Below are 23029 nucleotides of genomic sequence, written 5' to 3' on the forward strand. Positions count from 1 at the left end.
GACCAATTTGATCGGGGCTATAAAAAGTGGTACCAGCGGCCGGACTTTAACTTATAACAGCGGCACTCCCGCGTGCCGCTCGAGTCCGGTGGGTTGTGTCCGTTTGCACTTTTCTGTAGGCATAAAAAAACCCCGACCAATTTGATCGGGGCTATAAAAAGTGGTACCAGCGGCCGGACTCGAACCGGCACGCCTTTCGGCAGGGGATTTTGAATCCCCCATGTATACCAATTTCATCACGCTGGCATAATTTTTCTTTAACCTTCTAAATACCAGAAGATAAAGAAAAACCACTTTAGAGCTTAGGTTTATAAAACTGCCTTTGTCTCTATGCTAAGCATTATACAATCAATAAAGGTAGCGGCAAGCGTTTTATGACATAAGTACAATCAACCGCTTAACAATTAAGCAACCATTAACATTTAACTCTGCGCAGCGCTTTAATGCCTTACTGAAGAGGTAGTATTTACCAGCCTATTTGCTAAACTAGCGCGCATATTAATAGTGAGAGTATATTTATGTTGAATGAATTTCCACGAGCTGGCTTTTGGCGTCGTTTGGCGTCGTTAATTTATGATGCCTTGGTCGTAATTTCTTTATCTATGCTTACTGCCATACTCTACTTTGCAGTCATTCAGCTACTAACGTCTTTAGATATGATAGTTAAAACTGACGATCCTGCTGCTTTAATACAAGACTCCACGTTACTCTCTGGTATTAGAAGCGCGTTGTTTGTTGGAGTAAACGTATTCTTTTTTGCTTATTTTTGGACTAAAAGCGGGCAAACCATTGGCATGCGCGCATGGCGCTTAAAAGTACAAACTCTAGATGGGCAACTTATTAGCTGGCCGCAAGCAATTGTTCGCAGTGTTAGTGCATTACTTGGTTTAGGTAATTTAGTGGTATTGGTTGATTTTAAAAATAAAAAAGCTTTGCAAGATTACCTTTCTAAAACCGAAGTTATTGCACTCACCAAAGAAGAAAACAAGCGTATTTACCGTGAGCTTGATTAATTAAAAGTAATACACTGTAATTTATAAGCACAAAAAAGCGTGGCACTTTTATAAAGTAGCCACGCTTTTTTTGTTTCAAGGTATTTTTGTAACTACCTTTTTATAACTAGTTTTATGCGCGTTTATTCATTAAGTAAGCAGCAAAACCGGTGAATATAATGCTAGGCACTACAGCGCCAATAAACGCAGGTATTTGATACACCATAACCACAGGACCAAATATTTCGTTAGTTAGATGAAACACTATACCCGTAACTACGCCCATTATAATACGTGCACCCATAGTGACGGTACGCAACGGGCCAAATATAAACGACAGTGCAACTAGCAACATTACAGCGATAGATATTGGCTGCATAAGTTTGCGCCAAAGCGCGAGTTCATAGGTGCTGGTATCTTGATCGTTTTGCTCTAAATAGTCTAAGTAAGACCATAACCCAGTAAACGACAGCGACTCAGGTTTAACCGATACCACACCCAGCTTTTCAGCAGTAAGTTGTGATGGGTAAAACTCCTCAGGCACTTGCTCTGTGGTAATAAGCTCATCACTTATTTTTACTTTATTGACGCCGCGCAGTAACCAGCCGTTTTCGCGACTTAGCGCATCTTTTGCCTTCGTTATTTGTGTAAGCGATAGCGACTGATCAAAGTGGTACATATGTACACCATTTAATTTACCATTTTGATCTACATCTTCTATATTTATAAAGTTATTGCCGTCTTTTGCCCATACGCCTTTTTGCGCATTAAAAACATCGCCACCATGAATTGCCTGGTTACGCATTTCTTTAGCTTGTAATTGCGCCTCGGGTACTCCCCACTCGCCTAATGCCATCATACATAGCGCCATAAATACGGCGGTTTTCATTACCGAGCTTATAATTTGTAAGCGCGACATACCTGCAGCGTGCATTACCACCAGCTCGCTGTTTGAGGCAAGCGCTCCTAACCCAGTTAAGCCACCAATGAGCGCGGCCATCGGAAAAAACACCACTAAATCGCCCGGTATTGTGTAAAGCGTGTAGAGCATCGCGGTCATTAAATCGTAACTACCACGGCCAACTGACTTTAACTGGTCGATAAATTTAATTAAGGTGCTAATGCCTACCAGTACCAATAATGCAAAGCCGGTGGTTTGTAAAATGCTGCGACCTAAATACCAATCAAGGGTTTTCATCATGCGCCCAACTCCCGCTTAGTAATTACCGCTTTAAGCCAAGCGCCAAGTGGTCGCCCTTTAATTATTAATAGTCCGCCAATAAATAAGGCACTTAAGTGAATCCACCAAAGGCCAATAGAGGGAGGTATTTTGCCATCTTCAACAGCAAATTTAGCAGCGTTAAGTAAAATAAAATAACCTAAGTACAAGCTAATTGCCGGCACTAACTTAGCAAATTTACCTTGGCGTGGATTAACCACACTTAACGGTACTGCTAATAGTGTCAGCAGTGGAATAGAAAGCGGTATAGCAATACGCCATTGCCACTGCGCGGTTGCCTCTGGAGTGTTAAGTGCCAACAATTGATTAGTAGGAATTGCTTCTAATTTACGGCGTTGGTGCTCTATTTCTTGCTCACGTATTTGTACACTATAACCGTCAAACTCGGTTAAATTGAGCGCTGGCGTTAAGCCATCAGTTTCATAGCGTTTGCCGTCGCTAAGAACGAGTTGTTGTTCGCCATTTTGCGCTTCAATTACAACTCCTTGCTCTGCATAAACTAGGCGTGCAAGGTTGTCTTTTTCGCTATCGGGGAGTTGCGCTACAAATACTTTATTAAGCTCTTTTCCACCGTTTTCAATGTTATGAATAAACACCACGGCTTTTTCGTTACCGGTTTGCTGAAAGCGACCTGCCCTTAATGCAGATAATCCCGCATCGGCTTTAGCTTGCTCTTTTAATTGATACTCTTGCTCGCTTGCCCAAGGGGCAACATGCATAGTGAGCGCGGCGGCTAAAATAGCCAACCCCACACTTGATATAAGCGTCACTCTAACCACATACCATTCACTTACACCACAGGCTTTAAGTACGGTCATTTCGCTATCGGCGTAGATACGGCTGTAGGCCAAAATTATGCCTAAAAATATACTCAATGGTAAAATTAACGAGGCTAACTGTGGCAATTTAAGTGCGATCATCGATAGCACTAATTTAGCAGGAATACTACCCTCAGAGGCATCGCCTAAAATACTAACTAACTTTTGCGACAAAAAAATGGTCATCAAAGTTAAAAATACGGCGACCTGCGATTTTAAAACCTCAGCAGTCAAATAACGAAAAATAAGCAATAGTCGCCCCTGTTAAACATGGTGTGTCACTGCAATAGTGAAAGTTTATAGTTAGTCATGATTTTACTCAGCGTTGCCGAGTATAGATCTAATATTATAAGCCATGAAAATTAATTATCCTACCTAACAACACGATATAATGTTGCATTAGTGACCCTTAAGCAGATAAAGTTCAATTACACAGTAAGAGTCGGGCAAAATCAGCTAAGATTAGAGCTACACCTAAATAATTTAGGTATATAAGACTAAAAATATTTTTAGTTTCTGCTTAGCTTCTAAAGATGACTCAAAATCAGGAGTGACAATGGAATTTAACGTAAAAAGTGGTAGCCCAGAAAAACAACGTAGCGCATGTATTGTAGTTGGTGTATACGAGCCTCGTCGGTTATCCCCCATTGGTGAACAACTCGATAAAATCAGTGATGGTTATATCTCAAATTTACTTCGCCGAGGTGACCTAGAAGGAAAGCCGGGCCAAGTTTTATTATTGCATCATGTACCAAACATCTTAAGCGAGCGCATATTGCTTGTAGGGTGTGGTAAAGAGCGCGAGCTTGACGATAAGCAATATAAACAAATTATTTCTAAAACAATTAATACCTTAAACGACACCGGCTCTATGGAAGCGGTATGCTTTTTAACAGAGCAACACGTTAAAGGTCGCGATACCTACTGGAAAGTGCGCCAAGCAGTAGAAACCACCCAAGATTGTTTATACACCTTTAATCAACTAAAAAGTAAAACAGTAGACCCACGTCGTCCACTGCGTAAAATGGTGTTTAATGTTCCAACGCGTCGCGAGCTAACTATAGGCGAAAGCGCTATTGAGCATGGTTTAGCTATTGCTGCCGGTAGTAAGCTGTGTAAAGACGTAGCAAATATGCCACCTAATATTTGTAACCCTGCGTATTTAGGCGAGCAAGCACAACAGCTAGCAACTAATTTTGACAACATTACTGTTGATCTAATCGGCGAAGAGCAAATGGCTGAGCTAGGTATGAACTCTTACTTAGCTGTTGGTCGCGGTAGTGTGAACGAATCGGTTATGTCGGTAATTAACTACAAAGGCGGCGCAGATGATCAAGCTCCTATCGTATTAGTTGGTAAAGGCTTAACCTTCGATTCGGGCGGTATTTCATTAAAACCTGGCGAAGGCATGGACGAAATGAAATACGACATGGGCGGTGCTGCAGGTGTTATTGGTGCAATGCGTGCACTGGCACAAATGCAGTTACCTATTAACGTGATTGGTATTTTAGCCGGCTGCGAAAATATGCCGGGGCCAAATGCATATCGCCCAGGTGACATTTTAACCACTATGTCGGGACAAACCGTTGAAGTATTAAATACTGATGCCGAAGGGCGCTTAGTATTATGTGATGCACTAACCTATGTAGAGCGTTTTGAGCCAGAAACCGTTATTGATGTAGCCACATTAACAGGTGCTTGTATTGTAGCACTAGGCGCACATGCAACCGGTTTACTCTCTAACCATAATCCGCTCGCGCATGAGTTGTTAAAAGCATCGGAGCAAAGTGGCGACCGTGCATGGCAACTACCGCTATGGGACGACTATCAAGATCAACTAGAGAGCCCATTTGCCGACTTTACTAACTTAGGGGGCCGTGCAGCTGGTACTATTACCGCAGCGTGTTTTTTATCTAAGTTTACTAAAAAGTACAACTGGGCACATTTAGATATTGCAGGCACGGCATGGCGCAGTGGCGCTAAAAAAGGCGCAACAGGCCGCCCTGTTCCTATGCTTACTCAATATTTATTAAACAGAGCCGGCGTAAACGAAGCTGCTCAAGATTAAGCATACCGCTTAGCTACTTATTAAGGCGCCGTTTGGCGCCTTATTTATTTTGGTATTAATTGAAGCAAAACCCGTTATATGGCAAAATCAGCCTCTTAATTTATGTGTATTAACTAGCTACACATTCAATGTCATGGGAAACCCCGATACAATGAACATGAACGCCCAATTTTTCGTTCTAAAGCAACAAGATGAGTCGCTAGCTAAGCCTGATGATCATTTTGCTTTGGCGGCTCAAATTGCCGCTGATCAGTATCGGCTTGGCCAACGTGTATTTATTTGTGTAGATAACGAAAATACCGCCTTTGCCATTGATGAAACACTTTGGGCATTTGATCCCGACAGTTTTGTACCTCATAACCTACAAGGTGAAGGCCCAAAAGGCGGCGCACCGGTAGAAATTGGTACTACGCCCCCTGTTGGCAATCGTAAAGTTTTAATTAACTTGGCTAATAACTTACCGGATTTTATTCGCCGCTTTAACCAAGTTTTTGATTTTGTACCCGTAGAAGCCGTTGCTAAACAAGCAGCTCGCGAGCGTTTTAAAAAGCTACGCCAACTCGGTGCCAACATCACCACGCAAGATATTAATAACTAAAAACACTTTTAGTAAAATAGCTAACCAACTAATTTAAGTACTTATTTAAGGTTCTGTGTAATGGATAAAACCTACAATCCGCAAGATATTGAACAGTCTCTATACCAAGGCTGGGAAGAAAAAGGCTACTTTAAACCATCTGGCCAAGGCGTCCCGTATTCAATTATGATCCCGCCGCCAAATGTCACTGGTAGCTTACACATGGGCCACGCTTTCCAAGACACCATAATGGATACCTTAACGCGCTTTAAACGTATGCAAGGTAACAACACATTATGGCAAGTAGGTACTGACCACGCAGGTATTGCAACGCAAATGTTGGTTGAGCGTAAGCTGCATGCTGAGGAAGGCAAAACACGCCACGATTTAGGTCGCGAAGATTTTATTAATAAAATCTGGGAATGGAAAAAAGAATCTGGCGGCACAATCACTAAACAACTTCGTCGTCTTGGCGCATCGGTTGATTGGGATCGTGAACGTTTTACCATGGACGATGGCCTATCTGAAGCCGTTAAAGAAGTGTTTGTACGCCTGCATAAAGAAAACCTAATTTACCGTGGCAAACGCCTAGTAAACTGGGATCCTAAATTACACACTGCTATTTCTGATCTTGAAGTTGAAAACAAAGACAAGCAAGGCCACATGTGGAACTTACGTTACCCACTAGCCGACGGTGTTAAAACTCAAGATGGTAAAGACTACATAGTAGTAGCAACAACCCGCCCAGAAACTATGCTGGGCGACTCAGGTGTTGCAGTAAACCCTGATGACGAACGCTACTTAGATTTAATTGGTAAAGAGATTTTATTACCCATTGTTAATCGCCGTATTAAAATTGTAGCCGATGAACATGCCGATAAAGATAAAGGTACGGGCTGTGTAAAAATAACCCCAGCGCACGACTTTAACGATAACGAAGTAGGCAAGCGTCACAAAATGCCGATGATCAACATTTTCGATAAAGACGCCGCTATTCTTACTCAAGGCGAAACCTACAGCTTTGATGGCAAAGAACTTGAGTTTGATGCACCAATTCCTGAGCGCCTACACGGGCTTGACCGTTTTGCTGCGCGTAAAGCGATTGTAGCTGAATTTGAAGAACTAGGCTTACTTGAAAAAATTGAAGATCATGGTTTAACCGTTCCTTACGGCGACCGCTCGGGTGTGGTAATTGAGCCACTGCTTACCGACCAATGGTATGTACGTGTTGCACCTCTTGCAGAGCCGGCTAAAGAAGCGGTTAAAAACGGCGACATTCAATTTGTACCTAAACAATACGAAAACATGTACTTTTCGTGGATGAACGACGTACAAGATTGGTGTATTTCACGCCAGCTTTGGTGGGGCCACCGCATTCCAGCTTGGTACGACAGCGAAGGCAACGTATTTGTTGGTCGCGATGAAGCTGAAGTACGCCGCGAAAATAACATTGCAGACAGCGTAACACTAAGCCAAGACGAAGACGTACTTGATACCTGGTTCTCATCAGCGCTTTGGACGTTCTCAACTCAAGGTTGGCCTGCAAACACTGATGATTTAAAAACCTTCCACCCGTCTGACGTGCTGGTAACTGGTTTTGATATTATTTTCTTCTGGGTTGCGCGTATGATCATGATGACGCTGCACTTTATAAAAGACGAAAATGGTAAACCACAAGTGCCGTTTAAAACCGTGTATGTAACTGGTTTAATACGTGACGACAACGGCGATAAAATGTCTAAGTCAAAAGGTAACGTACTTGACCCACTAGACATGATTGACGGCATTGAACTTGAAGAGTTAGTACAAAAGCGTACTGGTAACATGATGCAGCCAAAATTAGCGGCTAAAATCGAAAAAGATACCCGCAAAGTATTCGCTGGCGGCATTGAAGCACACGGCACCGATGCCCTTCGCTTTACGCTTGCAGCAATGGCCTCTACCGGTCGCGATATTAACTGGGACATGAACCGCCTTGAAGGCTACCGTAACTTCTGTAACAAACTATGGAACGCGAGTCGTTACGTATTAATGAACACAGAAGAGCAAGACTGTGGTTTTGCAACCGATGCACAAAAAGAGTTGTCGTTAGCCGATCGTTGGATTTTAGGCCAATTTGAGTCAACTGTTAAAAGTTATACTGAGCATTTAGATAATTACCGCTTTGACTTAGCTGCTAACACCCTGTACGAGTTTACTTGGCACCAATTTTGCGATTGGTACTTAGAACTAACTAAACCGGTATTATTTAAAGGCAGTGAAGCACAGCAACGCGGTACACGTAATACACTAATTACCGTACTTGAAAGCTTGTTGCGTTTAATGCACCCAATGATGCCATACATCACCGAAACTATTTGGCAACGTGTAGCACCACTTGCAGGCCTTGAAACAGAGAACACCAGTATTATGGTACAACCATTCCCTGTTTATAATGCAGCTAGCGTTGATGCCAAAGCAATGGACGATTTAGAGTGGGTTAAACAATTCATTTTAGCAATTCGTAACATTCGTGGTGAAATGGACATTAGCCCAAGTAAGCCGCTTAGCGTATTACTTGCAAATGCTTCGAGCGACGACGTGCGCCGCATTGAGGAGAACAACTCATTTTTAGCATCACTTGCAAAAATTGAAGAGTTCACCATGCTCGAAAATAAAGATGATGCGCCTGCGTGTGCAGCGTCTTATGTTGGTAATCTTGAAATTATGATCCCAATGGCGGGTTTAATTGACGTAGAAGCCGAGCTTTCACGTATTAATAAACAACTCGAAAAAGCCGAAAAAGGCCTAGCACAAGTGCAAAATAAACTTGCTAACGAAAAATTTGTTAACAACGCACCAGAAGCTGTACTTGCTAAAGAAAATGCCAAACTAGCTGAGTTTAGCGATGCTAAAACGAAGCTACTTGAGCAAAAAGCAAAAATAGAAAGCTTATAATTTAGTTTCCGGGCATTAGCCCAGAACATTTATATAGGCATTAAAAAGCCGCGCTATGTAATTACATAGCGCGGCTTTTTTTGACTCTAGGCTCTAGGCTCTAGGCTCTAGGCTCTAGGCTCTAGGCTCTAGGCTCTAGGCAAGCATTAAAACGTATAGTTGTACTGAGCACCTAATAGGATCGCATGACCTTTTGATTCAAACGAGAAACCATCTTCAGTAAAGTTTTGTGTTTTACCACGTAGTACACTCACACCTAAATCAAAGTCTGAATGTTGATCAATTGCGTAGTTACCACCAAACGAGAACCAAAAGCGGTCTGTATCTGGAATAGAAATCGACATATGGTTTTTATCAGCTGGTGACTCATCAAACGCAACACCGGCACGTAATAATAAGTCTTCATTTAACTGGTAGTCACCGCCAATTGCATAACGCATTGAGTCTGAGAAGTTTTCTTCTTTAGTAAATGCTGGCGTTGGGGCACCGACTTCAGCTTCTAGCTTGTCGAAGCTGCTCCAACCTGTCCACATTACACTGTAGTGTAAACCCACTTTTTCATCTAACTGATGAGAACCCGAAAATTCAGCAATTGCTGGTAACGTGATTTCAACACTGCCAGGAATTGAAGCGCCATTTGTACCACCTAATGTTGGCGGTAACTGGCTTGAAAACTCACCCTCAAAGGTAATATCTGTTTCGCTGCGGTAATTAAAACCAAAACGACTATTTTCATCTAACTGGTACATAGCACCAATATTCCAGCCAAAACCGTAGTCATCACCTTCTAAATGAACCGCTTGCGTTTGTGCTGGTATTTGATAAGGGTTAGCACCTACATTACGAATAATTTTGGCATCAGCGTATATAGCGTTTAAACCTAAACCAACACTAAACTGCTCGTTTACTTTATACGATGCGCTCACGTTCATATTAACAGTAACGATTTCAGTTTCACCGCCTAGACTGCCTGCAGCATAATCATCACTAAACTCTGTAGCTAAGCCAAAGTTAGAAAACGCACCAAAGCCAACAGACACTTTATCGTTAACTGGCATGGTAAAGTAACCCGCAGGTACAATTGCATTAGGGGCAATGCTGTCATCATTTAATGCTGATGCCGGAACACCCGCTGGAGCACCCTCGCCTTTTAAGCTTACATCAGGAAGTACAGCAATACCCGCCACTGATATTTGTTTTTCTTTAAATAGTGACATTAATGCTGGGTTACGAGCTACTACAGACGCATCGTCTGCGATTGAAGCTTCACCTGCATAGGCGCGACCGAGTCCTGAGGCATTTTGCTCAGATAACTGAAATGCTGCAGCAAAACTATCTGCTGAAACAAGTACCAGCGACGCTGCGATTAGAGTTTTAGTAAATTTCATTGTTGTTTCCTTAACCAAACTTATTGTTTGGGTAGCTATGTGTGTTGTTATTAGGATTTCAAACCTGATCACACTACATTAATTTTTTATAAAAAACTCTACAAACACGTCAAAAAACAGTAAAAAACACGTTTTTTAACGACCATTTAACAACTTATTAAAACTCATCGGACTAGAAGTATGCTATTAGAGCACAAGCTCTAATTGTAATTGATTCTCATTTGGATTGACTTGAAATGCGCTGCAATCTACACTCTCTATAAAACGATGATGAGAGAAAACGGTGAGCATTTTACTTATTTTGACTGGGCTTATTTTTTGTGGCGCAAGTGTATTTTGTTTTTATAAAGCAAACTATTGTGCGTGTACTCGTGCTGGGCAGTGTGACAATCCAGTTAATCACTTTTGGTTGGCGGCTATTACTTGTGCATTAATCTCGCTAACATTTTGCTGTTTAGCGCTGCATGTAGAGCTTGGTACTTTATTATGGTTAACATTAATGGCAAGTTGCTTTTTAGGTGCGTTTATTTCGGCTAAACAAAGCCAAAAACGCAAATGTACTAACGCTATAAAAGTAAGTGCTCTTTTAATAAACGAGACAAGTTAATCTGATAATCAAGGGGCTTAACGCTGGCAATAATTTTAAGCTCTTGGCTCAGGTCGCTCAAATCAATATCTTTTGGCGTAACATGGTGGCCATGCTTCGCATTATAAAATAGTTTAACTTTAGGTTTAATGGGATTAAGGTTATTGCCCTCAAGTACCAGTGCTAAACGTTCATTGGTCAGCTTTACAATAGTACCTACCGGATGCACACCCAAACATTTAATAAAGTGTTGTACTAATTCAGCGTCAAACAGTTGTTTGTTAGCGAGCAAATAACGCAGTGCGTTTATTGGCTCGTCACCGACTTGGTGATGCCTATCTGCTGTTATCGCGTCATACACATCTACAATAGCCATTATACGTGCAGGGCGACTTAATTTCTCTGCATTAAGGCCTCGTGGATAACCCGAACCATCTAATCGCTCATGATGATTCACTATCATATCAAGCATTAACGGTGTGATCCCTTTTTCGCCTTTAACTAAACCTAAACTTTGTACAACATGTTTTTTTATTGCAGCAAACTCATTATTAGTTACTTTAGTCTGCTTTGATAATATACCCTGCGGCACTTTTGCCTGACCTAAGTCATGCAGCAATGCCCCCATTGCAAGCTGCTGCACAGTAGACTCTTCATAGCCTAAGTATTTAGCAAATACTGCTGCAAAAATGGCGCAGTTGATCATATGACGCCAATTATAGCTGTGTTTGTCTTTAAGGCGGGTAAGAATGGTCATTGCATTGGGGTTTCTAAATACCGATGCCACTATTTCACCGGCAATTTCATCCAACACATTTATATTAAGCGCAAGCCCTGCTGTTAAGTCACCGTATAAAGCCTGTATTTTGCGATTATGCTGCTCATAGCTTACGCTCGCTTTTGCAAACTCTTGCTCTACCGATATAGCGAGAGCAGCTTTAGCTGGCTTTTCTTGGCTGCTAGCTACTTTAGCTTTATTTTTCGGTTTGTATTTGGCGGGTATCTCAACATCACTTTTAGTAAAATCAATGAGTAGCTCTAGCACCCCTTCTGTTACTAAACGCTTAATTATTGACTTATCACGCACTAGTCCACTGGTTTTGATTTTTATACTACTAATGCTTTCATGCTGCTTGGTAACATTGTCAACAAACATGCCAGGGACAAGCTCAGATATAGGTAAAGTGATAAGCATAAGTGTGGGAGGTTCTACAATTATAAGGCGTGTCTCTTAAATAGCACTTTTTAACCTTAAATGTCTACTTTTAAAGTTTTTACTAGTAATAAATAGCTACAAACTAAGCGAGTGAAATCGTTTTAATTTTATCTAGCCGTATTTTTATTATTTTGTTTGTTGGCTCTTGCAGCACCAAAAACTCGCCTTCGCCTTTAATATTTTCTAAGGTTTTAGCAACACCCACTAAGGTTTGGGTATCTAATGTGATAGCCACTTTATTTGCACGCATGCAATAAAGCTCAAGCTGATCATAGTCGCCACATTTAATTGGTAGATAAGTCATGTTGAATATTTTTTAAAGGATAATACTAAAAGTTAGCAAGTGTATTAGAGGAATGCAAATGGCGCTCTCGGTAGGGATCGAACCTACAACTCAGCCTCCGGAGGGCCACGTGATATCCATTTCACCACGAGAGCACATTTGTTGCCGCCACATCAACTCGCGATATCAATGCTTTGGCATGCGTAATGATAAAGACATCTAAAGGTAAATGCTAGCGTCATTCGTTCATATGCTCATTATTTAAACGCTTTTAAATAAAAGACTTAGTGGTAGCTGGTAAATCAGCTATTTGTTGCTAAAAACCAAGTGGGTCACTAGCTAAAATTAGCCACTAAAGAGATAAGTTAATGTTCCAGCGCTATTAATGCGTCTAATTGCGCGCACAGAGGCATCACTTTTTCATTTATTGAGCGATCGCTATACCAGCAAACACACAGTACTAAAAACACTACTTGATAATACTCTAGCTTATTAATAGAGCAGTAAAAGCGTTGCGAAAGCGGTAACTGCTGTTGATAGGTTTTAAGTAACTGTTGCTTACCTTCCCTGTCTAGTTCAAAACTTACAGCTATTGCGGCTAAATCAAAGTAAACGTCGTTGGTTTTGGCATACTCAAAATCGATTAAAAACATGCCTTGCGGGTTCTCTATGATGTTTTCTTTTACTAAGTCATTATGACAAAAGCCTTCATCACGTGGTAACTTTTCTATTTCTGCTACCGCCACACCTACAGTTTGGCTATATTGTTGATATAACGCTGTATGTTGATAAAAATCCAGCTCTTGCTTTATATTCATCGCCTCGCTAACCACATTATGACAATGTAAGCCAACCAACTTTTTAATTAGCTCAGGGGTATAATTGCTTTGGGCTGTGTCGCCTTCTATGTATTCAAAAATAGCGAGCCTGTTAGCTTTGTCTAACCAAAGTGGTTTAGGGCACAATTGCAGCTGTGCAAATCGAGCTTGTGCAGCTAAGCCTAATGTAGGCCAGTGATCGCGGTAACTTTTTAATAAATAAGCATACTGTTGATTATTTAGCGCAGCGCGCACTAAAAAGTTGTCATTGCTTAAACCACTATGTAATCGCTCACTACTAAGTAGTGTTAATTGTGCATTAAACCCGTTGATAATATCGCTAATTGACTGCATGAATGTCTTATAACTGCGCTATAGGTTTAGCTTGTTTTTGCTCGTACTCTTCGTACCAAGTTTTAAACCCCCATGCAGCCACTATGGTGTAAAAAATAAAGAGCGCGAGCGTTGGGTAGTAGCCTTTTTCGTAATATAAATACATAGACGCGGCATCTATTACAATCCAATACAGCCAATTTTCGAGTACTTTTTTTGCCACTAAATAAGTAGTAACTACCGCAAAACAGGTTGTAAAGCTATCAAGGTAAGCAAAGTCTGCATGGGTGTAATTTTTCATAAAGTAACCAATGGCAAGAGCAACTATGCTGGTCACTATTATCAATATTATATGACGATTCATTGACCATGAGGTAATACTTAAACTATCGTTGTTAGTTTTGCCTTTACGCCATACTAGCCAACCAAACACCGCCATATACATATAATAAAAATGCAGTAACGACTCCATTAATAACGCGCCATTCCAATACATAATAGTATAAATAAGGGTGCTAAAAAATGCGGCTGGCCAACACCATAAACTCTCTTTTATTGCTAATAATAAATAAGCCATAGACAGCCCCACTGCAATATACTCCCAATGCGACATTGCTGTAAAACCGCTTAAGGTTTGTGTTAAAAAATCCATATTGTGTGGTTCCGTGTTACTACTAATATGCATATTAGCCGTTATTGTGGAGACAAATCGCCAGATAGAAATTTACATACAAAAATAGCTTTACCAAACTCTTCATACGAGCGTTTAATTTCGGTACTTAACACTTGCATTACTAAATCGTAATCACCAAAAATTTGCGTTGATAAGGTATTAGTAATTACTTTTAAATTATCGTACTCGTTTAAGCGATCTATAAAGCCTTTTATAAACGGGATATAGTCTTGATGAAGTGGGTACTTGCTGATCTCTACTGTCAATTTCATTTTTATCTCTTTATTATTTCATTTTAAAAAAATCATTCAATGGTGATTCAATACAGTGTAAAATCACCCTAATTCGCAATCGAAATGAGCTTAATATGGCACGCAGAATAACCTATACATTTAAAAACCAACCGCGCGAAATTAATTTCGCTAAAGATAAATACCACGACATGTATCAGGCAATTGCCGCCGCTGAAGGTATCGATCTTACTAATTATTTATCTATGGTACAGCAAATCGAAATGACTTCGAAAGGCTCAGCGTCGGTGCGTAATTTTCGCGATCAAGAGTTTGCCCGTATGGGCTTTAGCGATATTTACTTTATAAAAGAGTAATAGTACCAGCAGTTTAACGCTGATACTGATAGCTTACCCTTGGTGTAATATTACACAATAACTCGTAAGGTATAGTATCGGCGCACTGGGCTATTTCTTCTACTGGTAGCTCAGGCCCCCACATAGTTACCTCGTCACCTACTTTAATATTATGTGTATTATTGCCTATATCTAAGGTGATCATATCCATAGCTACGCTACCTACAATACCATAACGCTGCTTATTTATTATTACCGGAGTGCCCGCCCTCGCATGGCGCGGATAACCATCACCATAACCCATAGCAACAACCGCTAACTGGGTCGGCTTATCACTTTGCCAACGCCCGCTGTAACCCACCGCTTCATGGGCAGCTACATTACGCACTGCAATTACTTTTGTGGTTAAGCGCATAACCGGCTCTAATTGATACGTTTTACCTGTGGTATTTGCCATAGGCGATACACCATAAAGCATTAACCCTGGGCGTACCCAATCACCGTGGCCACTTGGCCAAGCTAAAATACCGGCAGAATTTGATAAACAATGTGCCTGCTCAACGTTTTCTGCCAAGCGATTAAATAATGCTATTTGTTGCATTGTTTTACTGCTATCAACATCATCCGCGCACGAAAAATGGGTCATTAAATTAACCGTATTATTCGCATTGGCTGTTTTTTGTAAGCGGTTATAAAACTCATCAAATTGCTCTGGTGCAATACCTAATCGGTGCATGCCGGTATTTATTTTTAACCAGCAGCTTATAGGAGCCTCAAGCTGCGCATTTTCCAGTGCTGCTAATTGGTTTTCGTCATGAATAATGGTTTGAAAATTATTAGCTAATAAAATGGGTAAATCGGCTTCATCAAAAAAGCCTTCTAACAATACAATTGGCTTAGTTAAACCGCCAGCACGCAGTGCCAGCGCTTCATCTATACGTGCCACAGCAAATGCATCGGCATCGTTTAAGTGCTGCGCTATGGTTACTAAGCCATGCCCGTAGGCATTGGCTTTTAGCACTGCCATTACTTTGCTATTAGGCGCAAAGCTCTTAACTTGCGCAAGATTATGCGCAAGTGCTGTTAAGTTAATTTCGGCTATAGCTAGGCGCATTAATAATCGTCATCTACTGCTGGCCCCGCATAATTATCAAAGCGAGAAAATTGACCTTGGAAGGTTAAACGTACTTTACCAATAGGACCGTTACGTTGCTTACCTATGATTATTTCGGCAATACCTTTATCGGTACTGTCTTCGTTGTACACTTCATCACGATAAATAAACATGATTAAATCGGCATCTTGCTCAATAGAGCCCGACTCACGTAAATCTGAGTTAATTGGACGTTTATCGGCACGTTGCTCAAGCGTACGGTTAAGCTGCGAAAGCGCAACAACCGGACATTTTAGCTCTTTTGCTAATGCTTTAAGTGAACGTGAAATTTCGGCAATTTCAAGCGTTCGGTTATCAGCAAGGCTAGGTACTCGCATTAATTGCAAGTAATCGACCATAATCATACTAATACCACCATGATCGCGGGCAATACGTCGTGCACGAGAGCGTACATCTGTAGGTGTTAAGCCCGAGGCATCATCAACGTACATTTTGCCTTTTTCCATCAACAAACCCATGGTTGATGAAAGTCGTGCCCAATCGTCATCATCTAACTGACCAGTACGCACTTTAGTTTGGTTAATACGCCCAAGAGACGCCAACATCCTCATCATAATTTGTTCTGAGGGCATCTCTAGTGAGTAAATTAATACCGGCTTGTCTTGGGTCATTGCAGCATGTTCTGCAAGGTTCATCGCAAAAGTGGTTTTACCCATAGATGGACGTGCCGCAACTATAATTAAGTCAGATGGTTGCAAACCTGTGGTCATTTTATCAAGGTCGGCATAGCCGGTACTCACACCTGTTACACCGTCTTGCGGTGATTGATAAAGCTCTTCTATTTTATCAACTGTTTTTTCAAGTATGCTATGAATGCTTTGCGGGCCTTCATTGTTTTTTGTACGTTGCTCAGCAATTTTAAATACTTTACTCTCAGCAAAGTCGAGCAAATCGTGGCTGGTGCGCCCTTCGGTATTAAAACCTGCTTCGGCAATTTCATTTGCTACACCAATCATTTCACGTACCACAGCACGTTCGCGCACAATACTTGCGTAAGCGTCAATATTAGCAGCACTTGGGGTGTTTTTGGCTATTTCAGCTAAATAAGCAAAACCACCAATTCCTGCTAATTTATTATTTTTTTCTAGGCTCTCTGAAATAGTAATTAAATCGATCGGATCGCCAATTTCAGCAAGCGTTGTCATCGCTTCAAAAATAAGCTTATGCGTGCGGGTATAAAAATCCTGTGATACAACAAGCTCTGCTACGCGGTCAAATGCTTGGTTATCAAGCATTAAGCCACCTAAAACAGATTGTTCTGCTTCTATTGAATGGGGAGGAACTTTAAGGGTATCGACTTGCTTATCTCGTTTGGCCATGACTTCACAGTACTAAAATACAATGGTGCCTATTCTATCTACTTGCAGGGGCTGTGCAAATAGAAAAGCAGGAAATCTTTTCCTGCTTTTTGTAATCATAGCCAGTAGCGAATGTTATTTAGTATGAAGTTCGAGTCGCCCGCTAATTGTATTCATTTCAACGTTAGCATTACCGCCATTAATACTAAATTTTAAACTACTGGCTGGGCCATATTTAGCTTTACTGACTTTATCGCTAGTCACTTTATTAATTATTTTGCCATTCGCATGCGCTTCAATTTCAAACTTAGCCGATACATCTGCCGCAAAGTAAAATTCACCATCGCCACTTACCGATTCAAAACGAACATCTGCGCCCTTTAACAGCTCTTTAATATGCACTTCGGCCTCACCATTAACGGTATTAATTCGTAAGTTTTTAATGCTCGACAAAGTAAAGTCTATATCACCATTTACGTTTTCAAGGCGAACATCGCTTGCCGTTGAGTTTGATTTAACATCGCCATTTACGGCGCTAAAGCGCAACTTCCCGCTTGAGTTTTTATCGTTAATTTCGCCATTTACGGTTTCAAATGCAATATTACCACTTAAGTTCTGCGCCTTTACATCGCCATTAACACTGGTAAGTTTAATATTACCCGCTAAATTACTTGCGCTTATCTCACCATTAACCACATCTATTTCTGCACTGTTTTGTAGCTCTTTTGCACTGACAGATACATTCACACCAGCAAACTCAAGCGCACTACTTCTGGGCATAAATATAGTTAACTTTGAACCATCACCACTGTTACCCCAATCCGTATTACGTGGCATGTTTACAATAAACTGGGTTTTATCACCACTGGTTTTAAGCTCATAGCCATCGGCTTTGTCATCAAGTTCGCCCGACACTTTAAATTCGCTTTTATCCCAGCCCGTTATGTTTATATCACCACGTTGGTTTTCAATATAAATAGTGCCGCCATTGGCTACCTCTATTTGCTTATCTATTTTTTCACCCGCTAATACCGCCAGTGGAAATAAGCTCAACCCTAGTAAAATCGCTTTCATGTTATGCTCCTAAATATGCTGCCAACGAGGTGCGTGCACCTTATTAATCAAATCAAGTTGTTGTTGATATATTTGCGCTAACATAGTTAATAGCGCTTGGTTTTGTGGTTCGTTTTCAAGAACCTGCTTTATGGCTAACTCTGCTTCTTCGAGTTCTTGCAATTGCACTTGCCAATTGCTGGTAAGTGCGTCTTGATTTTTATACGCAACTAACAAACTGTTTTTTTGCGCTAAAAAGTAATCACTTATCGCCACGGCAGGCTTTAGCTCAGGCGTTATAAAAACGATGTTTACTGCAATTAAAACCGCAACACTGCATGCAGCTACTGCCGTTAACTTTGGCCAAATAGTAGTGTGTTTTTGTGTAGAGCGTTCAGCATTAATAATCGCTCGCTCAATCCCTGGCCATAAATTTTTGCGTGGCGTTATGTCTTTATCAAGTGTATTGAGTGACTCGTTTAAGTAGTCATCAAAATTTTCTTTACTCATTTTCATACCACTCTTGTAATAACAGCCTAGCACGATGATATTGCGACTTACTTGAGCCAACAGCCATACCTAGTTGCTCGGCTATTTCTTCGTGTCTGTAGCCTTCAATGGCAAACAGCACAAATACCATACGTGCTCGCTCTGGAAGCCTTACTATTAATTTATCTAGGCCATTTAAACCTTTACAGTCGTTAACTGATTGCTCATCCATACCGCTGTGCTCAATACTCACCACTTTTTGCAGCCAATTTTTTTGTTTGCGTAAATAATTAATCGCAACATTACTCGCTACGCTGTAAAGCCAAGTAGAGAACTGCGAGCGCCCATCAAACTGCGCTACTTTGTGCCACACCTGTACAAACACTTCTTGGGCCGCATCCTCTGCATACGACTGATCAGCTAATAGACGTAAACATAACCCGTATACTCGTTTTATGTGTAGTTCATAAAGTAGTGTGTATGCAGCTTGATCCCCCGACTTAACACGCTTAATGAGTGCTGCTTCGCACAATTGCGACTGTTCGGGTTTAACGTGTAACATCCGTAATGTCGCCTTTAAATTATAATTACTGGGTTAGCATTTAAGTGTATTGATAAGTTAGACGTAATGACAGTTTGAAAAGGTTTAAATGAAATGAAAAAATAATTGCAAAAAGGAAAGATGATTTAGAAGAGGTTTTATTAAGCGTGTTTTTAGATCTACAGCTAGCTAAATTTTAGGCACAAAAAAGCCGCGCTAAATAGCACGGCTTTTTTTTGCTTAATTAAAAATTAAGCTTCAGCAATAACGATTACTTTAATAGTAGCCGTTACTTCTGAATGTACTGCGATTGATACGTCAAATTCGCCAGTCTCACGGATAGTACCTAGAGGTAGACGAACTTCAGACTTAGCAACTTCAACACCAACAGCTGAGATAGCGTCAGCGATGTCACGAGTACCGATTGAACCAAATAATTTACCTTCGTCACCAGCTTTAGATACTAATGTAACTTCTGCTAATGCTTCAAGTTTGTCAGCGCGTGCTTGTGCAGCAACTAACTGATCAGCGATTTTCGCTTCAAGTTCTGCGCGACGAGCATCAAATGTTTCAATGTTTGCTTTAGTTGCAGGAACTGCCTTACCTTGCGGGAAAAGGAAGTTACGTGCGAAGCCAGATTTAACAACAACCTGGTCACCTAGGCCACCTAGGTTAGCGATCTTATCTAGTAGAATAACTTGCATGTTTCTACACCTTTTAAAAACGTGTTAATCCGCTGCTTACTTATGTAAGTCAGTGTATGGAAGAAGGGCTAAGTAGCGAGCACGCTTAATAGCAGTTGCTAGCTGGCGCTGGTATTTAGCGCTAGTACCTGTGATACGGCTAGGTACGATTTTGCCACTTTCTGTAACATAGTTTCTAAGAGTAGCTAGATCTTTGTAATCGATTTGTTGTACGCCTTCCGCTTTAAAGCGGCAAAACTTACGACGTCTGAAATAACGTGCCATGAGATTAATTCCTCAAATAATTCTTTCGATATGCTGAGCATGCAAAACCAATTGGCTAAGGCCGTTACGACCTTCGTGGCGATTTAAAAAACCACTCACTTGCAATGCCTGCCCAACGTGCAAATGTTGAGTCTGTTGTTGCATTTGCTTTCCACTGGCAACCACTTGAAGCCGAACGTAACTATTACGGTTAAGATCTGCTTCTGTTTGCATTGACTTATGTTCAATAACAAAAATACAATGCGGTATACCAGCAGGACTTTGGCTTAACTTGGGAGTTTTACAAACTACCCCAGATAAAACCAGTTGATTCATAAAAGGGCTAACCATTTATATTCATCACCAGTTAAACGCCATGCTAGGACTCAAAACAATTAAGCAGCTGGTGCTTCTTTCTTCTCTTCTCTTACAAGAGGAGACGCTTCAGTTACCGCGTTTTTAGTACGCATAACTAAGTTACGAAGCACTGCATCGTTGTAGCGGAAAGTAGTTTCTAGCTCGCTGATTACTTCAGTTGGTGCTTCAACGTTCATAAGAACATAATGAGCTTTATGAAGCTTGTTGATTGGGTAAGCCAGTTGACGACGGCCCCAGTCTTCAAGACGGTGGATAACACCACCAGCTTCAGTGATAGAACCAGTATAGCGTTCGATCATACCAGTTACTTGCTCACTCTGATCAGGGTGAACCATGAATACGATTTCGTAATGACGCATGGATATTCCTTACGGTTAATAGAGCCTTCTACCGTTTCGGCCGGTCGGTTTAAGGCAAGGAATTAATAGTTTAAAAGCCGAAATGAGCGCGCATTTTACGCTTAGTTTGATAATTAAGCAAGCCAGTTTTCTATCGAAAATAAAGAAAAAGCCGTACAAATAGAGTTTAATTGACGATTTTTATAAAAACATAACAATTTCAATTAGCTTGCTATGTATTAAGTCGTAATTAGGCCCTGCAAAACAAACTAAAAAACAACCACCTTGCTCAGCTTTTAGCCGACCAAGGTCTAATATAATAATTAAGCAAAAACGCTTAGTTTTTAATGTCTCTCACACTCTTTTTTAGTTTTAGGATCATTTATGTCAGGTCAATATAAACAGCACTATAACGCCTTCAAACAAAACCCAGCTGAATTTTGGTTAGCACAAAGTAAGTGTATTCCTTGGTATAAAACACCCCAAAATGCCTATACACAAGACAGCGATGACTTATACCATTGGTTTGATGATGGCCAGCTTAATACTAGCTACTTAGCACTTGACCAACATGTTGAAGCCGGCTTTGGCGAGCAAACTGCGCTTATTTACGACTCTCCTGTTACCAATACTAAACAAACTTATAATTATTCACAGCTACAACAAGAAGTGGCTAAGTTTGCCGGTGTAATGCAATCGCTAGGTGTGCAAAAAGGCGACCGTGTGGTTATTTACATGCCCATGATCCCACAAGCAGTGATTGGCATGCTAGCTTGTGCTCGTTTAGGTGCAGTGCACTCTGTGGTTTTTGGTGGCTTTGCAGCTCATGAGTTAGCGGTGCGTATTGATGATGCTAAACCTAAATTAGTATTAAGTGCTTCTTGTGGTGTAGAAGTAAGTAATATTATTGAATACAAACCCTTATTAGATGATGCCATTAAGCGCGCCACACATAAAGTTGATCACTGCGTAATTTATCAACGCGAACAAGCAACTGCAACACTCAATAGTGACCAAGATATTGATTGGGCAAAGGCTATGCAAACAGCACAAGCTGTTGACCCTGTACCTGTAAGTGGTAGTGATCCGCTATATATTTTATATACCTCAGGCACCACAGGATTACCTAAAGGTGTAGTACGTGAAAATGGCGGCCATGCTGTTGCCCTTAATTACAGCATGAAAAACGTATATGGTATGGAGCCTGGCGAAGTTTTTTGGGCTGCGTCTGATATTGGCTGGGTGGTGGGTCACTCATACATAGTATATGCGCCGTTAATGTATCGTTGTGCAACTGTACTTTACGAAGGCAAACCAGTGCGCACCCCAGATGCCAGTGCATTTTGGCGAGTAGTAGAGGAGCATAAGGTAACAGCCTTGTTTAGCGCGCCTACTGCATTTAGAGCAATTAAAAAAGAAGACCCTGAAGCTGAGGGTTTTAAAAAATATGATACATCTAGCTTAAAACGGTTATTTTTAGCCGGTGAGCGCCTTGATGCCGCTACTTACGGTTGGTTAAAAGAAAAAACCGGCCTACCTGTGCTCGATCATTGGTGGCAAACAGAAACCGGCTGGGCTATTGCTTGCAACCCTATTGGCATTGAACACTTAGAAACCAAAGCAGGTAGTTCAACCGTTCCTACACCGGGCTTTGACGTACGTATTTTAAATATGGAAGGCGAAGAATGTGCCCCTAACGAAAGTGGCGCAGTAGTAATAAAACTGCCCTTACCGCCGGGTTGCTTGTCAACAATTTGGCAAAATACCGAGCGCTATAAACAAGGTTACCTGAGCGAATATGAAGGCTATTACCTGTCGGGAGACGGTGGCTACATAGACGAAGACGGCTACTTATTTATTATGGGTCGTACCGATGATGTAATTAACGTTGCTGGCCACAGGCTATCTACCGGCGAAATGGAAGAAATTGTTGCCGCCCACCCTGCGGTTGCAGAATGTGCTGTATTTGGTGTAAACGATGCGCTTAAAGGGCAAAACCCAATGGCGATGATAGTACTGAAAGACGGTTTTACCGGCTCTCACCAAGAAGTACAACAACAGCTTGTGCAATCTGTACGTAACCAAATTGGTGCTATCGCGTGTTTAAAAAATATTATGTGTGTTGAGCGCTTACCTAAAACACGCTCAGGGAAAATTTTACGCAAAAACTTACGCCAGCTTATTGATGGCGAAGAACTGCAAATTCCATCGACTATTGACGACCCCAGTATTTTTGCCGAGTTAAGTGAACAACTTGCTGAAAAATAAAACGAACTGTTTATAGTTAAAGTCTATC

The 23029-nt window shown here is 41.1% G+C and carries 24 protein-coding genes and 2 tRNA genes; 7 read left to right on the top strand and 19 right to left on the bottom strand.

What is annotated here, in order from left to right; translation table 11 throughout:
• Positions 1-161 precede the first annotated feature (161 nt).
• Positions 162-246 (bottom strand) — tRNA-Leu (locus tag I6F41_RS01670).
• 272 nt (positions 247-518) lie between these two features.
• On the opposite strand from I6F41_RS01670, the gene I6F41_RS01675 reads away from it, so the two are divergent.
• On the top strand, positions 519-1013 hold the full coding sequence (locus tag I6F41_RS01675) for an RDD family protein (protein ID WP_182684577.1): 495 nt from the start codon (positions 519-521) through the stop codon (positions 1011-1013).
• A gap of 112 nt (positions 1014-1125) precedes the next feature.
• On the opposite strand, the gene lptG is transcribed toward I6F41_RS01675, so the two are convergent.
• Both lptG and lptF read right to left on the bottom strand, forming a co-directional pair.
• A complete protein-coding gene (lptG, locus tag I6F41_RS01680) occupies positions 1126-2193 on the bottom strand; it encodes an LPS export ABC transporter permease LptG (RefSeq protein ID WP_089368699.1) in 1068 nt (355 codons plus the stop codon).
• Positions 2190-3302 (bottom strand): LPS export ABC transporter permease LptF, encoded by a 1113-nt coding sequence (gene lptF, locus I6F41_RS01685; protein ID WP_011329072.1) that lies wholly within the window; start codon positions 3300-3302, stop codon positions 2190-2192. The genes lptG and lptF overlap by 4 nt, the downstream gene beginning before the upstream one ends.
• A gap of 304 nt (positions 3303-3606) precedes the next feature.
• Here lptF and pepA point away from each other — a divergent pair, with 304 nt between their 5' ends.
• From pepA to I6F41_RS01700, 3 genes are all read left to right on the top strand, one after another.
• Positions 3607-5118 carry a leucyl aminopeptidase gene (pepA, locus tag I6F41_RS01690; protein WP_011329073.1) on the top strand — a complete coding sequence of 504 codons (1512 nt, stop codon included), beginning with the start codon at positions 3607-3609 and terminating at the stop codon, positions 5116-5118.
• A 151-nt stretch (positions 5119-5269) separates the two neighbouring features.
• Positions 5270-5716, top strand: a complete 447-nt coding sequence (locus I6F41_RS01695) for a DNA polymerase III subunit chi (protein WP_058374054.1) — start codon at positions 5270-5272, stop codon at positions 5714-5716.
• A 60-nt stretch (positions 5717-5776) separates the two neighbouring features.
• Positions 5777-8632 (top strand): valine--tRNA ligase, encoded by a 2856-nt coding sequence (locus I6F41_RS01700; protein WP_182684578.1) that lies wholly within the window; start codon positions 5777-5779, stop codon positions 8630-8632.
• A 146-nt stretch (positions 8633-8778) separates the two neighbouring features.
• Here the strand turns inward: I6F41_RS01700 and I6F41_RS01705 are convergent, their stop codons facing one another.
• Positions 8779-10020: an outer membrane protein transport protein gene (locus tag I6F41_RS01705; RefSeq protein ID WP_182683952.1), complete on the bottom strand. Its 1242-nt coding sequence runs from the start codon at positions 10018-10020 to the stop codon at positions 8779-8781.
• A gap of 283 nt (positions 10021-10303) precedes the next feature.
• Between I6F41_RS01705 and I6F41_RS01710 the strand changes: the two genes are divergently transcribed.
• Positions 10304-10627, top strand: a complete 324-nt coding sequence (locus tag I6F41_RS01710) for a hypothetical protein (RefSeq protein WP_086997811.1) — start codon at positions 10304-10306, stop codon at positions 10625-10627.
• Here the strand turns inward: I6F41_RS01710 and I6F41_RS01715 are convergent.
• The 6 genes from I6F41_RS01715 to I6F41_RS01740 form a co-directional block, all read right to left on the bottom strand.
• Positions 10587-11801, bottom strand: a complete 1215-nt coding sequence (locus I6F41_RS01715) for an HD-GYP domain-containing protein (RefSeq protein ID WP_197107630.1) — start codon at positions 11799-11801, stop codon at positions 10587-10589. The genes I6F41_RS01710 and I6F41_RS01715 overlap by 41 nt on opposite strands.
• 103 nt (positions 11802-11904) lie before the next feature.
• Entirely contained in the window at positions 11905-12126 is a 222-nt protein-coding gene (locus I6F41_RS01720; protein ID WP_041454550.1) for a Rho-binding antiterminator, read from the bottom strand.
• Positions 12127-12185: 59 nt separating this feature from the next.
• Positions 12186-12260, bottom strand: a tRNA-Arg gene (locus I6F41_RS01725).
• A 210-nt stretch (positions 12261-12470) separates the two neighbouring features.
• The gene (locus I6F41_RS01730) at positions 12471-13277 is read right to left on the bottom strand and encodes a phosphotransferase (RefSeq protein ID WP_197107631.1); all 807 of its coding nucleotides are present in this window, start codon (positions 13275-13277) and stop codon (positions 12471-12473) included.
• A gap of 7 nt (positions 13278-13284) precedes the next feature.
• On the bottom strand, positions 13285-13908 hold the full coding sequence (pnuC, locus tag I6F41_RS01735) for a nicotinamide riboside transporter PnuC (RefSeq protein WP_041454551.1): 624 nt from the start codon (positions 13906-13908) through the stop codon (positions 13285-13287).
• 41 nt (positions 13909-13949) lie between these two features.
• Entirely contained in the window at positions 13950-14201 is a 252-nt protein-coding gene (locus tag I6F41_RS01740) for a hypothetical protein (RefSeq protein WP_011329082.1), read from the bottom strand.
• 95 nt (positions 14202-14296) lie between these two features.
• Between I6F41_RS01740 and I6F41_RS01745 the strand changes: the two genes are divergently transcribed.
• Entirely contained in the window at positions 14297-14536 is a 240-nt protein-coding gene (locus I6F41_RS01745) for a DUF2960 domain-containing protein (RefSeq protein ID WP_011329083.1), read from the top strand.
• 13 nt (positions 14537-14549) lie between these two features.
• Here the strand turns inward: I6F41_RS01745 and alr are convergent, their stop codons facing one another.
• From alr to rpsF, 9 genes are all read right to left on the bottom strand, one after another.
• Positions 14550-15629 (bottom strand): alanine racemase, encoded by a 1080-nt coding sequence (gene alr, locus I6F41_RS01750; protein WP_197107633.1) that lies wholly within the window; start codon positions 15627-15629, stop codon positions 14550-14552.
• On the bottom strand, positions 15629-17008 hold the full coding sequence (dnaB, locus tag I6F41_RS01755; RefSeq protein WP_041454554.1) for a replicative DNA helicase: 1380 nt from the start codon (positions 17006-17008) through the stop codon (positions 15629-15631). Before dnaB ends, alr begins: the two co-directional genes overlap by 1 nt.
• A 114-nt stretch (positions 17009-17122) precedes the next feature.
• Positions 17123-18061, bottom strand: a complete 939-nt coding sequence (locus tag I6F41_RS01760) for a DUF4097 family beta strand repeat-containing protein (RefSeq protein WP_197107635.1) — start codon at positions 18059-18061, stop codon at positions 17123-17125.
• A gap of 9 nt (positions 18062-18070) precedes the next feature.
• A complete protein-coding gene (locus I6F41_RS01765) occupies positions 18071-18556 on the bottom strand; it encodes a hypothetical protein (protein WP_197107637.1) in 486 nt (161 codons plus the stop codon).
• Positions 18543-19091 carry an RNA polymerase sigma factor gene (locus tag I6F41_RS01770; protein ID WP_197107639.1) on the bottom strand — a complete coding sequence of 183 codons (549 nt, stop codon included), beginning with the start codon at positions 19089-19091 and terminating at the stop codon, positions 18543-18545. The genes I6F41_RS01765 and I6F41_RS01770 overlap by 14 nt, the downstream gene beginning before the upstream one ends.
• Before the next feature lie 230 nt (positions 19092-19321).
• The gene (gene rplI / locus I6F41_RS01775; protein WP_011329089.1) at positions 19322-19774 is read right to left on the bottom strand and encodes a 50S ribosomal protein L9; all 453 of its coding nucleotides are present in this window, start codon (positions 19772-19774) and stop codon (positions 19322-19324) included.
• A gap of 36 nt (positions 19775-19810) precedes the next feature.
• Positions 19811-20038: a 30S ribosomal protein S18 gene (gene rpsR / locus I6F41_RS01780; RefSeq protein WP_002962753.1), complete on the bottom strand. Its 228-nt coding sequence runs from the start codon at positions 20036-20038 to the stop codon at positions 19811-19813.
• Between the two features lie 12 nt (positions 20039-20050).
• The gene (priB, locus tag I6F41_RS01785) at positions 20051-20368 is read right to left on the bottom strand and encodes a primosomal replication protein N (RefSeq protein WP_041454555.1); all 318 of its coding nucleotides are present in this window, start codon (positions 20366-20368) and stop codon (positions 20051-20053) included.
• Between the two features lie 44 nt (positions 20369-20412).
• Positions 20413-20754 (bottom strand): 30S ribosomal protein S6, encoded by a 342-nt coding sequence (rpsF, locus tag I6F41_RS01790; protein WP_011329092.1) that lies wholly within the window; start codon positions 20752-20754, stop codon positions 20413-20415.
• Positions 20755-21117: 363 nt separating this feature from the next.
• Here rpsF and I6F41_RS01795 point away from each other — a divergent pair, with 363 nt between their 5' ends.
• Positions 21118-23001 (top strand): propionyl-CoA synthetase, encoded by a 1884-nt coding sequence (locus I6F41_RS01795; protein ID WP_197107641.1) that lies wholly within the window; start codon positions 21118-21120, stop codon positions 22999-23001.
• Positions 23002-23029: the final 28 nt, after the last annotated feature.

The sequence above is a fragment of the Pseudoalteromonas sp. SCQQ13 genome, from assembly GCF_015864415.1.
Classification (GTDB): domain Bacteria; phylum Pseudomonadota; class Gammaproteobacteria; order Enterobacterales; family Alteromonadaceae; genus Pseudoalteromonas; species Pseudoalteromonas nigrifaciens.